Raw genomic sequence first — 14,077 nt, forward strand, 5'->3', positions numbered from 1 at the left:
CGGAGCGGGTGCGGCTCAGCACGTAGGGTCCAGGGCGTGCCGCAGATTCCCGAGAAGGTCCATGAACTCACCGTCGGCCAGCTGTCCGCGCGCAGCGGCGCGGCCGTGTCGGCCCTGCACTTCTACGAGTCCAAGGGCCTGATCAGCAGTCGCCGCACCTCCGGCAATCAGCGCCGCTACAGCCGCGACGCCCTGCGCCGGGTCGCCTTCGTCCGCGCCGCGCAGCGCGTCGGCATCCCGCTCGCCACCATCCGCGACGCGCTCGCCGAGCTCCCCGAGGAGCGCACCCCGAACCGCGAGGACTGGACCCGCCTCTCGCAGGCCTGGCGCAAGGAGCTGGACGAGCGCATCAAGCAGCTCGGCCGGCTGCGCGACCATCTGACCGACTGCATCGGCTGCGGCTGCCTGTCCCTGGAGACCTGCGTCCTGTCCAACCCCGACGACGTCTTCGGCGAACGTCTGACGGGATCGCGCCTGCTGGCCGAGAAGAGGACGTCGTAGTACGGAGTTCGGAGGCGCGCCGCATGTGGCGCGCCCCCGAACCGCCTCACTCGTACTCGGTACCGCCCTTGCGGGTCAGATAGGCGGGGCTCACGGCCTTCGCGATGGCCCGCGAGCCGAGCACGTCACTGCGCCGCTCTACCGCGGGCCGGACCACGACGCCCTCCCGCAGATGCAGCTCACGACCCGAGACCGTCTCGCGCCCGGAGGCGTACGCGAAGACCAACTCCTCGTCGTACGGGCCCTCATGGAGCGTCGGCACCAGCGGCAGCCGCCCCTCGAGCAGCTCGGCGAGCTCCGCCGGGTGCAGCCACCGCACCTGCCCGCCGACCTCCACGGACACGTCGAACACCGCGTAACCGAGCGACTCGCGCCGCCCGTCCGCGCCGTACGTCAGGTCCTGTACGCCGGCCCCGTACACCTCGGCGAACAGTCCGACCCTGCGGGCGTCGAGGCGCTCGGCGAGGAACGCGGCGACCGTCGGGACGTCGAAGGCGCGCACCGCCCGCCAGTACAGATTGCGCGGGTCCTCCTTCAGGGCCAGGTATTTGCCGCCGAAGCCCTTGGAGGTGACCTGCACCTGGCCGCTGTCGGCGAAGTACGTGACCAGGCAGGCGGTTCCGTGCAGCTTCTCGGTGAGGACGACCTGCTCACCGGGCTCGAAGATCCCCGGATAGCGCTGGAGGTTCTCGATGTCGACCCAGGGGAGCAGTTCGGGTGCGGCCTCGACCTCGCCGCTCATCGTGGTGGGCACCTCGGGCACCCACTTGGTGATGCCGAGCCTCTCCGCGAAGTCGGTGCCGTCCGCGGCGGCCTGTGCCAGGTCGACGTCGGCCAGTGCGGCGGGCCGGCAGACCAGGCCCTGCGACAGCTCGCCCCGCAGCCGGATCGCCTTGACGCGGTTGGCCTTCGACCCCGCGAGCCGGCCGGTGAGTCCCAGCTCCTCGATCAACTCCCCGGGCAGGACGGCCTGTTCCGGGATGTAGACGGCGTGCTCACCACTGCGGTACGCGCCCTTGGCGACGACGGCCCGGTACAGGCCCACCTGGGCCAGTTCGAGGGCGTCGGCCCCGGGATGCTCGTGAACGGTCAGCTCTTCGGCGGTGACGCGCAGCGTCGACATGGCGGGACTCCTGGTGCGTTCAGCTCGGTTTCATCGCCTCCTACTGTCCGCGGGCCAATCCCGTGGAGCGAGCGGATTTCGCTCTGGTAGCGTCACGCTCTTCGCCCGGCGCGACCGGTCGCGGAGTCCTGATGGGGGCTGTCATGCCTTCTGCTGCGCTGGAAGCGGCTGTCGACCGGGTGCGGGTGGTGTTCGCGGGGGCTTCGAGCCCCGGCGAGGTGGGCTGCTCGCTGTGCCATCCGCCGGAGTGGACTGCCTTGTTGCGGGCGCCGGATGTGCCGATGCCGGTGGAAGCCGTCGATCTGTACGCCGGTGAGGCGAGCGATCACTTCGACGATTTCGAGGCGAGTCTGCGCCGGCTGCTGCCCGAGCTGACACGGCAGTTGGCGAGCGGAGTCAGCGGGACGCCCGGCGGCTACGGAGGGGTGCAGATCGTCGGGTACGTCGACTGGGGCAAGCGGCCCGACCACGAGCGCGAGGCCGTTCTCGGCTTCTTCGAGGCCTGGTGGCTGGACACCCTGCGCTCGCCGCGGCCCCTCTACTCGGTCGACGACGTGTTCCAGACCTGCGTGACCGCGACGCGCACCCTCACGCCGTACCTCGAGGCCTGGTCGGCGCAGGAGCCCGGCGGAACCGCGGACGCTCACCTGCGCGAGTTCGTGGACCACCACCATCTCGACCTCGTCAACGAGGACGACCACATGATCCGGTGGCGGGTGGGCTTCGACCGTCCCGAGCCCATGGCGGAGATCGTCTCGTGGGTCAGGGAGCACGTGATCGAGCGAATCCGTACGCAGGATACGGACACGGACACGGACACGGACGCCGACCCCGACCTCCTGGACCGGCTGGAGCTCCTGCGGCTGCCGGTGGAGGAGCGGTGGGGGATCTACGAGGCCAGGTTCCTGGCCTGAGCCACCAACGCGGCGTTGTCGGCGGCCAACTGCCCGTCCGGCAGCCGGAGCGTGTCCTCAAGCCCGACCCGCGTAGCCAACCCCCGCTCCAGCGCCAGCCGCAGCACCGGCCAGGCCCCGCCCTCCTCACCGTGAAGGAGCACCGGGCGGCCGTGCGCCGTGCCGATCTCGTCGAGCAGGGCGGCCGCCGACGCGCGGGCCGTATCGGCCGAGGTGTCCGTCACCTCGGCGAGGACGCGCAACACCCGGGGCGCCAACGGGGATTCAAGGAAGCGGCGCGGACCGTCCGTGCCCGACCACAACCCGGCCTCCACCCCCACACCCCGTTCGAGCAGCGCCGCCGCGACCGGCTCCGCCCCCGGCTCGTGCCAGTTGACCGAGGCATGGTCCGGCAGGACCGTCCACGAGCGGATCTGCTCCACGCGTACGTCCGGGTCCGGTTCGGCCCAGGCGCCCGTCGTCACCCCGACGGGAACACCGACCAGCGACCGTACGGCCTGAAGGGTCGCCGCGACCGCGCGCGGCGAGAGGGTGTCCTGTCCGCAGGGCGTCTTGGGATGGACATGCACATCCCCGGCCCCGGCGGCGACCGCGCGCGCCGCCGAACGGGCCATGTCCTGCGGTGACATCGGGATGGCCGCACCGTCGGCCGTGCCGCGTGCGCCGTTGAGACAGACCTGGATCCACACCATGCCGTCGATGGTGCCAGCCGTCACCGACAGAGCAGGGAACTCTCCCGGGGGCGCGGCTTCATCGGCGCACCCCCGTCACTCCGGTCACCCCCGTCACCCCGTCGTCCCGTCCCCCTCAAGCCGACAAGGTTCCCCGGGTCGGCAGAGCCCCTCAGGCCGACAGGGCCGATGCCGCCGCCATCCCCGCGGCCGCCAGCAACGCCGGCTGCCTGCCGCGCGCCCGTATCCGCATCAACGCCTCGGCCGTGAGCACCGGGCGCGGCACCACGATGCCGCAGTGCTCGCAGAGGGGGCCCGAGAAGGGCTCGTGGGTGAGTTCGTGTTCCCAGGCGATGTCCGTGGAATCGCACACCGGGCAGAGATCGCCGGGGTCGCGCTCCAGGGCGGTGATCAGCCGCCGCAGCACCGCGTCCAGCGGTGCGGAGGGGTGGACCGAAGGGTCGTCGCACCACGCTATGCCGTGGCCGCCCCAGGTCAGCCGGTGCCAGTCGTCGATCACTCCGGGCCGGCGCAGCCCGTCGTGCTTCTCCTGCTTGCGCCGGGCGGCGAAGTCACGCTCGTAGGCGAGCCAGACGGCCCGGGCTTCTTCGAGTTCGTCGAGCGCGGCCTCGAGCCGCGCCGGATCAGGGGACCGGTCCTCCGGGCCGAAGCCGGCCCGCGTGCACAGATGGTCCCAGGTCGCACGGTGGCCGTAGGGGGCGAACCGTTCGAGGCATTTGCGCAGTGAATAGCGGCGCAGTGCCAGGTCGTTGTGAGGGTCACGCACCTGTCTCGCGAGGCTACGGAATCCGGCCATCGCCATGCACCTCCGTCGCTGGTACTCGGACGTTGCGGGTTGGACGTAACGGGTCGTGATTCGGCTCCCTCCAGCTCCATCCGATTTCCGATGGGCCCCATCACTGCTGTGTGCGGGGCCGCCGGTGCCTGCGGGTGTGGTGAGTTGGCAAAGGTGACGCATGTTCACCTTCTGCCGGGCTCCTACCGTCGGTAACCTCCGGTGACCGCACTCGCGGGGTGCTTCACTTCTAGCCAGGAGGAGCAGGTATGCGACAGCGCATCCCCCGGTTCAGAGTCCGCAGCAGAACCTCCGAGCCCGCCCGCGCCGCAGGCGTCCTCGCCGCGACGGCCGCCCTCGCCGCAGGGCTCCTGATGCCCCTCCCGCAGGCCGCGGCAGCCGCCGAGCCGCCCGCCGACCACTGCGGCGACCAGTGCAGCGACATCCTGCCGCCGGGTGCGAACGGTTCCGCGACGCTCGTGGAAATCCTCGGCCACCGCCTTCTCGGTACGAAACCGGCGCACAGCGACGACCAGCTGGCCCCCTACGACGCCCTGTCCTCGGGCTACGGGTCCCTGACCGACGCCGGCCTAAACAGCTACTTCCAGGACGCGTCCTTCGGCGTCCCCGCCGGCCAGGTCGCCTCCGTCACCCGCCCGCGCGGCGACGTGACGATCACACGCGACAAGAAGAACGGCGTCCCGCACATCAAGGGAACCACGCGCTACGGCACCGAGTTCGGCGCGGGGTACGCCGCCGGCCAGGACCGGCTCTGGCTGATCGACCTGTTCCGCCACATCGGCCGCGGCGAGCTCACCCCGTTCGCGGGCGGCGCGCCCGCCAACCAGGGCCTGGAGCAGAGCTTCTGGCCGCAGGCCCCGTACACCGAGGAGGACCTTCAGGCGCAGGTCGACTACATCCTCACCAAGCAGGGCGCGCGCGGGAAGCAGGCCATGGAGGACGCGCAGGCCTACGTCGACGGCCTCAACGCCTATCGGGTTCAGGCCAAGAAGGGCCGGTACTTCCCCGGCGAGTACGTGCTCACGGGCAAGGTCGACGCGATCACCAATATCGGTGAGATCCAGCCGTTCAAGGTGACCGACCTCATCGCCCTCGCCTCCGTCGTCGGCGGCCTCTTCGGCGGAGGCGGCGGGGGAGAGGTGGAGTCCGCGCTGTCGCTGCTCGCCGCGCAGAAGAAGTACGGCGTCGAGGAGGGCACCAAGGTCTGGGAGTCCTTCCGCCAGCGCAACGATCCCGAGACCGTGCGGACGATCCACGACGGCAGCAGCTTCCCGTACGCCGAGAAGCCCGCGAAGCCGCGCGGGATGGCGATGCCCGACGCGGGCACGGTCGAGCGCGAGCCGCTGATCTTCGACCGTACGGGCGCGGCCGCGCAGAAGACCCCGGCGAAGGACCCGGTCAGGGCTTCGGCCGAGTTGCGCAAGCTGCAAGGGATGCACGACGACGGGGTGCTGCCCGAGGACCTGTTCAGCGCCAAGAAGGGCATGTCCAACGCGCTGCTCGTCTCCGGCGAGCACACCGCGAGCGGCAACCCGGTGGCCGTGTTCGGGCCGCAGACCGGGTACTTCGCGCCGCAGCTGCTGATGATGCAGGAACTGGACGGCCCCGGCATCAAGGCCCGCGGCGTCTCCTTCGCGGGCGTCGGCATGTACATCCAGCTGGGCCGCGGCGTCGACTACTCCTGGTCGGCCACTTCAGCGGGCCAGGACATCACCGACACGTACGCGGTCGAACTCTGTGAGCCGAACGGAGCCGCGCCGACCAGGCAGTCCACGCACTACCGCTACAAGGGCGCGTGCGTCCCGATGGAGAAACTGGAGAAGCGCAACGCCTGGAAGCCGAGCCTCGCCGACTCCACCGCCGCCGGTTCGTACCGTCTGCAGGTCTTCCGTACGCACTACGGCATCGTCACGCATCGCGCGCTGAGCGACGGCGAACCGATCGCGTACACCTCGCTGCGCTCCACCTACCGTCACGAGGCCGACTCCATCATCGGCTTCCAGATGTTCAACGATCCGGGCTACGTGAAGGACGCCGAGTCCTTCCAGCGGGCCGCCGACCACATCGGCTACGCCTTCAACTGGTTCTACGCCGACTCCCGGGACATCGCGTACTACAACAGCGGCTCCAACCCGGTGCGCGCCGAGGGCGTGGACGCCTCCTTCCCGGTCCGTGCCGAGGACGCGTACGCCTGGAAGGACTTCGATCCCGCGGGGAACACCGCCGCGTACACGCCGATGAACGAGCATCCGCAGTCGGTGAACCAGGACTACTACATCTCCTGGAACAACAAACAGGCCGACGACTACAGCGCCGCCGACTTCAGCTTCGGAGCCGTGCACCGCGGCGACCTCCTCGACGACCGCGTCAAGGAGCTGATCGGGGACGGCAAGGTCACCCGCGCCTCCCTGACGCAGGCCATGGCCGAGGCGGCGGTCGCGGATCTGCGGGGCGAGCAGGTGCTGCCGGAGCTCCTGAAGGTGATCAGGTCCCAGCCGGTCACCGATCCGCACCTCGCGACGGCCGTACAGCAGTTGGAGGCCTGGCAGAAGGCGGGCACGCTGCGCAACCAGACCGCGGCGGGCTCCAGGACGTACGCCCACACCGACGCCGTCCGGATCATGGACGCGTGGTGGCCGCTCCTGGTGGAGGCCGCCTTCAAGCCCGGCCTCGGCGACGAGCTGTACACGGCGCTGACCGGGCAGCTCGGCGTCGACGAAGCACCTTCGGCGGCGCACGGACCGACCGGCGCGCATGCCGGTTCGGCCTTCCAGCGCGGCTGGTGGGGCTATGTCGACAAGGATCTACGCGCGGTACTCGGCCAGGAGGTGAAGGGCCCTCTCGCCCGAACGTACTGCGGCGGAGGCGAACTCACCGCCTGCCGGGACGCGTTGCTCGCCACGCTCGTCCAGGCGGCCGCCGAGCCGGCCACCGCGGTCTACCCCGGTGACGAGCACTGCAAGGCCGGCGACCAGTGGTGCGCGGACGCGATCGTGCACCGTGCGGTCGGCGGGATCACCCACCAGCCGATCCAGTGGCAGAACAGGCCCACGTACCAGCAGGTGGTGGAGTTCCCCTCCCACAGGTGAGCTCCGTGGGGCGGTGGGCCGCCGCTATGCGCGGATACGGCCCGCCGCCAGCACCACCTGCGCCAACTCCTTGTGCAGAATGTCGCTGTGGGCCCCCGACGGGGGTCCGCCGCGGCGCACCTTGGCGGCCGCGTCGACGTTCACACAGCCGTCCTTCGGCAGCCCGCCGGCGAGGGCCTGGGCGAGCGTGAGGCGCTTGGTCCCGTCGACGCCCTTGATCCCGCCGTAGCCGAGCGCTCCCCACTTGGGGTCGTCGCCGAGCAGACCCGTCGAGTCGCCGGCCAGCCGCGAGGCCAGCGGATAGAACACCTTCAGCGCCGCGTCGTGCTCCGAGTGGCAGCACACCAGCGGTCCGTCGATCCGCCGCTCCTGCCCCCGCAGCACACCACCGCCCGCCTGATGGGGCAGCCGCGGGGCGAAGGCGTGGTGCGAGAAGGCGCCCTGCAGCAAGGTCACCGACTTCACGTTCGTCACGCTCTTCGGAAGACCGCGCAGCGCGAAGGAGACAAGGCGCGCACCGAAGCTGTGCCCGACGAGGTGGATCCTCAGGTCCGGGTTCCGCTCGGCCAGTTCTCCGAGCGCGGGCCCGAGCCCCAGCTGTCCCACCGTGCCCGCGCGTCGCTTCATCGCGTAGTACGTGCCCTGCCGCAGCAGCTCCTTGCCGCCGTCCCACAGCCGGTCGAGGCCGATGCCGAACGCACCCTCGCGCGCGCGCGACGGCACGGCGCCCAGCTCCTCGAGGGCGTCGGTGAACGCCCGGCAGACGGTGGCGGGGTCGTCGAAGAGCATCGCCGGATCGGTGCTGCCAGGCGCGGCGTCCTCGGCCTCTATGTCCTGGGCGAAGGAGGCCGGCGCACCGCGCGGCGGAACCTCCGCCAACTTCCGTACGAACAGCCCGAACTCATCGAACGCGGCATGGTTGGTGGGCTGTTCGGCGAGCATCCGGGCCAGCCGGTCCACGACGTCCGCACGGTCCGGGAACGCCGTGCGCAGCGCCTGCCGGGTCGCCTCGTCGAGCTCGGGGCGCAGCGCCGGGCCGACGGCATCCACGGGCCCGGCGGCGCCCCGCGGGGCGGAATCGGGGAGGGGGTCGTGGGGGGAACCCATCGCCGGCCACAGCACCCCCACGTATCCCGTGGTCCCCGGGGGGTCGAGCGCGGCGAACGGTGCGAAGAACCGGTCGTAGAACGTGGTGGCCATCGACCGGTCGTTGTTCCACCCGTGCGCGAACACCACCAGATCCCGGACGCGCAGCGCCCGCACCGCCGCCAACTGCCCGGCCTGGACGTCCCCGTCCGCGTCGAAGGTGAGCTCCCGGTACGGTGCGACGCTGAACTCCGGCATGACCGGCCTCCGTTCACGGACCCTGGCACAAGGGGTGCGCCCAGCATCGCGCCGGGGTCCGTGCACGACCAGCCTTCTGCCGCCGTATCAGCGATACGCGAGGTACGTCCGCATCAGTGATACGTGAGGCAGCTCGGCGTCAGCGATACGCGAGGTACTTCCGGCGTACGGCGCGGAAGGCGTTCAGCTCGTCCTGCCAGCCGCCGACGACCTCGTCCACCCCGGCCCCGGCGTCGATCATGGTGCGGACCTGGGTGGAACCGGTGAGCTTGTCGATCCAGTTGTCCGGCCGCCAGGCGAAGCCGCTCCAGGTCCGCTTGGCGGTGATCAGGAGTCCGATGCCGGTACGGACCGGATCGAAGTCCTCGCGGTCGTGCACATGGACCTGGACCCCGCCGACGGTCTTGCCCTGGAACTTGGAGAAGGTGGGCGCGAAGTACGCCTCGCGGAAGTGGACACCGGCCAGGCCGAGTTCATTGGCGGCCGCGGCCCACTGGCGCCCGATCCCCTCGGCGCCGAGCAGTTCGAACGGCCGGGTCGTGCCGCGGCCCTCGGACAGATTGGTGCCCTCGAACAGACAGGTCCCGGAGTACACCAGCGCCGTCTCGGGCGTGGGCATGTTCGGGCTCGGCGGCACCCACGGCAGCCCCGACGCGTCGTAGAAGTCATCGCGCCGCCACCCGGACATGAGCACGGTCTCCAGCGGAACGGGCGTGCTCAGGTACTCGCCGTTGAACAGCCGGGCCAGCTCGGCGACGGTCATGCCGTGCGCCTGCGAGATCGGCTCGCGTCCGACGAACGTCGCGAACTCCTTGTGCAGGATGGGCCCCAGGGCCGCGCGCCCCGTGACGGGGTTCGGGCGGTCGAGCACGACGAAGCGCTTGCCGGCCAGGGCGGCGGCCTGCATGCAGTCGAAGAGCGTCCAGATGTACGTGTAGAAACGGGCGCCGACGTCCTGGATGTCGAAGACGACGGTGTCCACGGTCGACTGCGTGAAGATGTCGGCCAACGGCTGACCGCTCTTCTGGTACGTGTCGTACACGGGCAGTCCGGTCGCGGGGTCCTCGTAGTACCCCTCGGACCCGCCGGCCTGCGCGGTGCCCCGGAACCCGTGCTCGGGGCCGAAGACGGCGACGAGGTCGACGCGGTCGTCGGCGTGCATCACGTCGACGATGTGGCGTACGTCGCGGGTGATGCCGGTGGGGTTGGTGACGATGCCGACGCGCTCGCCGTCGAGCTGGGCGTAGCCGTTTGCGGCGAGGCGCTCGAATCCGGTGCGGAGCTTTCTGCCGCGGGTCGGGTCGGCGGCGGTTGCGGCGGCCGCGGTGGAGCCGGTAACGGCGGTGGCCGCGGTCGTGGTGGTGGCTGCGGCGAGCAGCGCCCGTCTGGACAGGTGCGTCATGGTGCCTCCGTGGGTGCGGGATGTACGCCTGCGGCGCCTCCTTCCCCACCCCGCCCCTTCCCGAAACCGGGGGCTTCGCCCCCGGACCCCTTTGTCCTCAATCGCCGGACGGGCTGAAATTCAGCCCCAGTTTCGGGAAGGGGCGGGGTGGGGGAGATCAAGCCCTTCCCGGGCGCCATACCGACTGGTTAGTCTGCTGCCAGAACCCCCGCCGGACCGGACGGAGCCCAAAGACGTGCACACCGTGCAGAACAAGGCAGTTGTAGTCACCGGAGCCGGCGGCGGCATAGGCGCCGCTCTCGCCCGCCGCTTCGCGGCCGAGGGCGCGAAGGTGGTCGTCAACGACATCGACGTCGCCAAGGCGAAGACGATCGCGGACGAGATCGGCGGCATCGCGGTACCCGGCGACGCCTCGGCGATCGTCGAGGAGGCCCGCGACGCCCTGAACGGCACCGTCGACATCTACTGCGCCAACGCCGGCCTCGCCAGCGGCGGCACCGAAGCCGCCGACGAACAGGTCTGGGCCCGCGCCTGGGACGTCAACGTCATGGCCCACGTCCGCGCCGCCCACAGCCTGCTCCCCGCCTGGCTGGAGCGCGGCGAGGGCCGGTTCGTCTCCACCGTCTCCGCCGCCGGCCTGCTCACCATGGTCGGCGCCGCCCCGTACAGCGTGACCAAGCACGGCGCGTACGCCTTCGCCGAGTGGCTCTCGCTCACGTACCGCCACCGGGGGATCAAGGTGCACGCGATCTGCCCCCAGGGTGTGCGCACCGACATGCTCACCGCGGCCGGATCCGCCGGTGACCTGGTGCTCGCGCCCACGGCGATCGAGCCCGAGGCCGTCGCCGACGCGCTGATCCAGGGGATGGACGAGGACCGTTTCCTGATCCTTCCGCACCCCGAGGTCGCCGAGTACTACCGTGTGCGGGCCGCCGAGCCCGACCGCTGGCTGGCCGGCATGAACCATCTGCAGCAGAAGTGGGAGGGCGGCACCAAGTGACGCAGAGCCAGCCGCATCAGCCGCATCAGCAGAGCGAGCCGAACCAGCCGAACCAGCCGCATCAGCCGCATCAGCAGAGCGAGCCGAACCAGCCGAACCACGTGACGTACGCCGACAAGCCCTGGCTGGCCCGGCTCAGCGACGCCCAGCGTGCCTCCATCACGCCGCCGCCCTCCGTCGTGCACGCCTTCCACGCCGCCGCGGCCAAGGCCCCCGACCGCACCGCCCTCGCTTACTTCGACGGCCGCCTCAGCTACGCGGAGGTCGACGCGCTCTCCGACGCGGTGGCCGGCCATCTCGCCGAGCGTGGCGTCGCCGACGGCGACCGCGTCGCGCTGATGCTGCAGAACTCCCCGCACTTCGTGCTCGCCCTGCTCGGCGCCTGGAAGGCCGGCGCGACCGTCGTGCCGGTCAACCCCATGTACAAGTCGGGCGAAGTGCGCCATGTCCTCCACGACGCCCAGGTCGGCACGCTGATCTGCTCGGACCGCGCCTGGGAGGGGTATCTGCGCGAGGCGGCCGCCGATTCCCCGGTCCGGATCGTCCTGACCGCCTGCGAGCTGGATCTGCAGTCCCGCGACGACGAGCGGGTGCTGAACTTCGAACGGGTGCCGCGGGCCGACGACGCGGAGGACCTGATCACCGTCGCCCGCGGCGGCGCCAAGGCCCCGCGCGTGCCCCAACGTGCCGCCGACGACCTGGCGTTGATCAGCTACACCTCCGGCACCAGCGGGCAGCCCAAGGGCGCCATGAACCTGCACGGCAACATCACGTACAACGGCGAGCGGCAGCGCTCCGGGCATCCCCTCGCCGAGGGCTCCGTGTACTTCGCGCTCGCCCCGCTGTTCCACATCACCGGCATGGTCTGCCAGCTCGCCGCCTGCATCGCCAACGCGGGCACCCTCGTGCTCGCCTACCGCTTCCACCCGGGCGTCGTGCTCGACGCGTTCGCCGAGCACAAGCCCGCGTACACGGTCGGCCCGTCCACGGCGTTCATGGCGCTCGCCGCCACCCCGGGCGTCACGCGCGAGCACTTCGACTCGTTCCAGGTGATCTCCTCGGGCGGAGCGCCCGTGCCGCCCGCGCTCGTCGAGAAGTTCCGTACGGAGTTCGGTCCTTATATCCGCAACGGATACGGCCTCACCGAATGCACCGCCCCCTGCGCCTCCGTACCCCCGCAACACGAGGCACCGGTCGACCCCGGGTCCGGCACCCTGTCCGTCGGCGTCCCCGGGCCCGACACCGTCGTGCGGATCCTGGACGAGGCCGGCCGGGAGGTGCCGTTCGGCGAACAGGGCGAGATCGTGGTGCGCGGACCGCAGGTCGTGCCCGGGTACTGGGGCCGCCCGGACGCCACCGCCGCGTCCTTCCCGGACGGGGAGCTGCGCACCGGCGACATCGGGTTCATGGACGCGGACGGCTGGCTCTACGTCGTCGACCGCAAGAAGGACATGATCAACGCGTCCGGGTTCAAGGTCTGGCCCCGTGAGGTCGAGGACGTCCTCTACACCCACCCCGCCGTCCGCGAGGCCGCTGTCGTCGGGGTTCCGGACAGCTATCGGGGCGAGAGCGTCAAGGCGTACGTCAGCCTGCGTCCCGGCGCCGGTACGGACCCCGCCGAGATCGTCGCGTACAGCAAGGAGAGACTGGCCGCGTACAAGTACCCGCGCAGCGTGGAGATCCTGCCGGAGCTGCCGAAGACGACCAGTGGGAAGATCCTGCGGAGGGAACTGCGCGACCGTGCGCGGTGAGACCGAGGCGGACGAGCCGGGCAAGGGCGCGGCGCGCGACGGGAGAAGGAGCGGAAGGCAGGTGGCGACAGTGCCAAAGACGACGGAGCAGACCACCACACCCGTCCCGCAGCGGCTGCTCGCCGCCGCCACCCGGCTCTTCGCGGAGCAGGGGTACGACCGCACCTCGGTACAGGAGATCGTGGAGGCGGCGGGCGTCACCAAGGGCGCGCTGTACCACTACTTCGGGTCCAAGGACGATCTGCTGCACGAGATCTACGCCCGGGTGCTGCGCGTGCAGCAGGAGCGACTCGACGCCTTCGCCGAGGCGGACGAACCGGTCGAGAAGCGGCTGCGGGACGCGGCGGCCGACGTCGTGGTCACCTCGATCGCGAACCTCGACGACAGCCAGATCTTCTTCCGTTCCATGCACCAGCTGAGCCCGGAGAAGAACAAGCAGGTACGGGCCGAGCGCCGGCGCTATCACGAGCGGTTCCGGGCGCTGGTCGAGGAGGGGCAGGCCTCAGGGGTGTTCTCCTCGGCGACGCCCGCGGACCTGGTGGTCGACTACCACTTCGGGTCCGTGCACCACCTGTCGACCTGGTACCGGCCGAACGGGCCGCTGACCCCGCAGCAGGTCGCCGACCATCTGGCCGACCTCCTGCTGCGGGCCCTGCGTCCGTGAGGTGCCGGGGCCGGGAGGTCAGCCCAGCGGGATGACCTTGCGGCCCCAGGTCTCGTTCGTCAGCACGCCGAACGAGGTGTACCAGGCGGCCGCCGCGCACAGCAGGCCGAGGAAGCCGCCGGTGTGCGCGAGCCCCGTGGACTCGGTGAGGTCGCCGAGCGCCAGGAACAGGAACGTCAGGCTGAGCGTGACGAAGACGACCCTGTGCGCCACGTCGAGCTTCATCGCGGCCACGGTCATGTACAGCGTGAAGACGAACCACGCGATCAGGTAGAGCCCGGTCGCCAGGTGCGCGTCCGCGGCCGGCAGACCCGGCACGACGAACTTCACGTACGCCGCGAAGGACATCCAGAACGCGCCGTACGAGAGGAATGCCGTGGTGGCGAAGGTGTTGCCGCGGCGGAACTCGAAGAGCCCGGCGACGAACTGCGCGAGACCGCCGTAGAACAGCGCGAGCGGCAGGACCACGGCGCTGAGGGCGGCGTTCGAGATCAGCCCGGAGTTGAACATGCTGAGCACGAACGTGGTCAGGGCGAAGGCCGCGAGACCGAGCGGGCCGGGGTTGGCGAGCTTCGGCGCCGCGGGTGCGGCGGCCGTGGCGGGCGCCGCGGCAGGCACCGTCGCGGAGACGGAAGGCGCTTCGGCGGAGGCGGTGGGCGCATCAAGAAGGGCGCTGGACATGGCAGTGGGGACACTTTCACTCGACGACCTTCCAACGCTACGTGCGCGGCCCGCCGCGCCCCGGACGCGAAGGACCCCGCCCCCCCGGGCTTGAGTCCCAGGGAGGCGGGGCGAAAGTCC

12 protein-coding genes are annotated in these 14,077 nt (G+C 70.9%); 6 read left to right on the forward strand and 6 right to left on the reverse strand.

Going from position 1 to position 14,077, the window contains the following annotated elements; all coding sequences use genetic code 11:
- Nucleotides 1-36 precede the first annotated feature (36 nt).
- The gene (soxR, locus tag JAO81_RS07665) at nucleotides 37-501 is read left to right on the forward strand and encodes a redox-sensitive transcriptional activator SoxR (protein WP_199547015.1); all 465 of its coding nucleotides are present in this window, start codon (nucleotides 37-39) and stop codon (nucleotides 499-501) included.
- A 46-nt stretch (nucleotides 502-547) separates the two neighbouring features.
- Here the strand turns inward: soxR and JAO81_RS07670 are convergent, their stop codons facing one another.
- Nucleotides 548-1,624: an RNA ligase (ATP) gene (locus tag JAO81_RS07670; protein ID WP_199547016.1), complete on the reverse strand. Its 1,077-nt coding sequence runs from the start codon at nucleotides 1,622-1,624 to the stop codon at nucleotides 548-550.
- 143 nt (nucleotides 1,625-1,767) lie between these two features.
- Between JAO81_RS07670 and JAO81_RS07675 the strand changes: the two genes are divergently transcribed.
- Nucleotides 1,768-2,538 carry a hypothetical protein gene (locus tag JAO81_RS07675; RefSeq protein ID WP_199547017.1) on the forward strand — a complete coding sequence of 257 codons (771 nt, stop codon included), beginning with the start codon at nucleotides 1,768-1,770 and terminating at the stop codon, nucleotides 2,536-2,538.
- Here the strand turns inward: JAO81_RS07675 and JAO81_RS07680 are convergent.
- Both JAO81_RS07680 and JAO81_RS07685 read right to left on the reverse strand, forming a co-directional pair.
- Nucleotides 2,514-3,230: a 3-keto-5-aminohexanoate cleavage protein gene (locus tag JAO81_RS07680; RefSeq protein WP_199547051.1), complete on the reverse strand. Its 717-nt coding sequence runs from the start codon at nucleotides 3,228-3,230 to the stop codon at nucleotides 2,514-2,516. The genes JAO81_RS07675 and JAO81_RS07680 overlap by 25 nt on opposite strands.
- A gap of 151 nt (nucleotides 3,231-3,381) precedes the next feature.
- Nucleotides 3,382-4,026 (reverse strand): hypothetical protein, encoded by a 645-nt coding sequence (locus JAO81_RS07685; protein WP_199547018.1) that lies wholly within the window; start codon nucleotides 4,024-4,026, stop codon nucleotides 3,382-3,384.
- 248 nt (nucleotides 4,027-4,274) lie between these two features.
- On the opposite strand from JAO81_RS07685, the gene JAO81_RS07690 reads away from it, so the two are divergent.
- Nucleotides 4,275-7,115, forward strand: a complete 2,841-nt coding sequence (locus tag JAO81_RS07690) for a penicillin acylase family protein (RefSeq protein WP_199547019.1) — start codon at nucleotides 4,275-4,277, stop codon at nucleotides 7,113-7,115.
- Between the two features lie 24 nt (nucleotides 7,116-7,139).
- Here the strand turns inward: JAO81_RS07690 and JAO81_RS07695 are convergent, their stop codons facing one another.
- Both JAO81_RS07695 and JAO81_RS07700 read right to left on the reverse strand, forming a co-directional pair.
- Entirely contained in the window at nucleotides 7,140-8,459 is a 1,320-nt protein-coding gene (locus JAO81_RS07695) for a serine-threonine protein kinase (protein WP_199547020.1), read from the reverse strand.
- Nucleotides 8,460-8,598: 139 nt separating this feature from the next.
- Nucleotides 8,599-9,861 carry an exo-beta-N-acetylmuramidase NamZ domain-containing protein gene (locus tag JAO81_RS07700; protein WP_199547021.1) on the reverse strand — a complete coding sequence of 421 codons (1,263 nt, stop codon included), beginning with the start codon at nucleotides 9,859-9,861 and terminating at the stop codon, nucleotides 8,599-8,601.
- A gap of 244 nt (nucleotides 9,862-10,105) precedes the next feature.
- Here JAO81_RS07700 and JAO81_RS07705 point away from each other — a divergent pair, with 244 nt between their 5' ends.
- The 3 genes from JAO81_RS07705 to JAO81_RS07715 all read left to right on the forward strand — a co-directional run bounded on the left by JAO81_RS07705 (nucleotide 10,106) and on the right by JAO81_RS07715 (nucleotide 13,276).
- Nucleotides 10,106-10,861, forward strand: coding sequence for an SDR family oxidoreductase (locus JAO81_RS07705; protein ID WP_199547052.1), 756 nt, complete (start codon nucleotides 10,106-10,108; stop codon nucleotides 10,859-10,861).
- Between the two features lie 101 nt (nucleotides 10,862-10,962).
- Nucleotides 10,963-12,612 carry an AMP-binding protein gene (locus JAO81_RS07710; RefSeq protein ID WP_199547054.1) on the forward strand — a complete coding sequence of 550 codons (1,650 nt, stop codon included), beginning with the start codon at nucleotides 10,963-10,965 and terminating at the stop codon, nucleotides 12,610-12,612.
- Nucleotides 12,613-12,673: 61 nt separating this feature from the next.
- On the forward strand, nucleotides 12,674-13,276 hold the full coding sequence (locus JAO81_RS07715; RefSeq protein ID WP_374194268.1) for a TetR/AcrR family transcriptional regulator: 603 nt from the start codon (nucleotides 12,674-12,676) through the stop codon (nucleotides 13,274-13,276).
- 18 nt (nucleotides 13,277-13,294) lie between these two features.
- On the opposite strand, the gene JAO81_RS07720 is transcribed toward JAO81_RS07715, so the two are convergent.
- The gene (locus JAO81_RS07720) at nucleotides 13,295-13,957 is read right to left on the reverse strand and encodes an acetate uptake transporter (protein ID WP_199547022.1); all 663 of its coding nucleotides are present in this window, start codon (nucleotides 13,955-13,957) and stop codon (nucleotides 13,295-13,297) included.
- Nucleotides 13,958-14,077 lie beyond the last annotated feature (120 nt).

Origin of the sequence: Streptomyces sp. N35, assembly GCF_016464295.1 — a bacterium.
Classification (GTDB): Bacteria; Actinomycetota; Actinomycetes; order Streptomycetales; family Streptomycetaceae; genus Streptomyces.

Bases quoted from the DNA above. Each gene is read 5' to 3' on its own strand.
- JAO81_RS07670 (WP_199547016.1), bottom strand. From the start codon at position 1,624: ATGTCGACGCTGCGCGTCACCGCCGAAGAGCTGACCGTTCACGAGCAT.
- JAO81_RS07675 (WP_199547017.1), top strand. From the start codon at position 1,768: ATGCCTTCTGCTGCGCTGGAAGCGGCTGTCGACCGGGTGCGGGTGGTG.
- JAO81_RS07680 (WP_199547051.1), bottom strand. From the start codon at position 3,230: ATGGTGTGGATCCAGGTCTGTCTCAACGGCGCACGCGGCACGGCCGAC.
- JAO81_RS07685 (WP_199547018.1), bottom strand. From the start codon at position 4,026: ATGGCCGGATTCCGTAGCCTCGCGAGACAGGTGCGTGACCCTCACAAC.
- JAO81_RS07690 (WP_199547019.1), top strand. From the start codon at position 4,275: ATGCGACAGCGCATCCCCCGGTTCAGAGTCCGCAGCAGAACCTCCGAG.
- JAO81_RS07695 (WP_199547020.1), bottom strand. From the start codon at position 8,459: ATGCCGGAGTTCAGCGTCGCACCGTACCGGGAGCTCACCTTCGACGCG.
- JAO81_RS07700 (WP_199547021.1), bottom strand. From the start codon at position 9,861: ATGACGCACCTGTCCAGACGGGCGCTGCTCGCCGCAGCCACCACCACG.
- JAO81_RS07720 (WP_199547022.1), bottom strand. From the start codon at position 13,957: ATGTCCAGCGCCCTTCTTGATGCGCCCACCGCCTCCGCCGAAGCGCCT.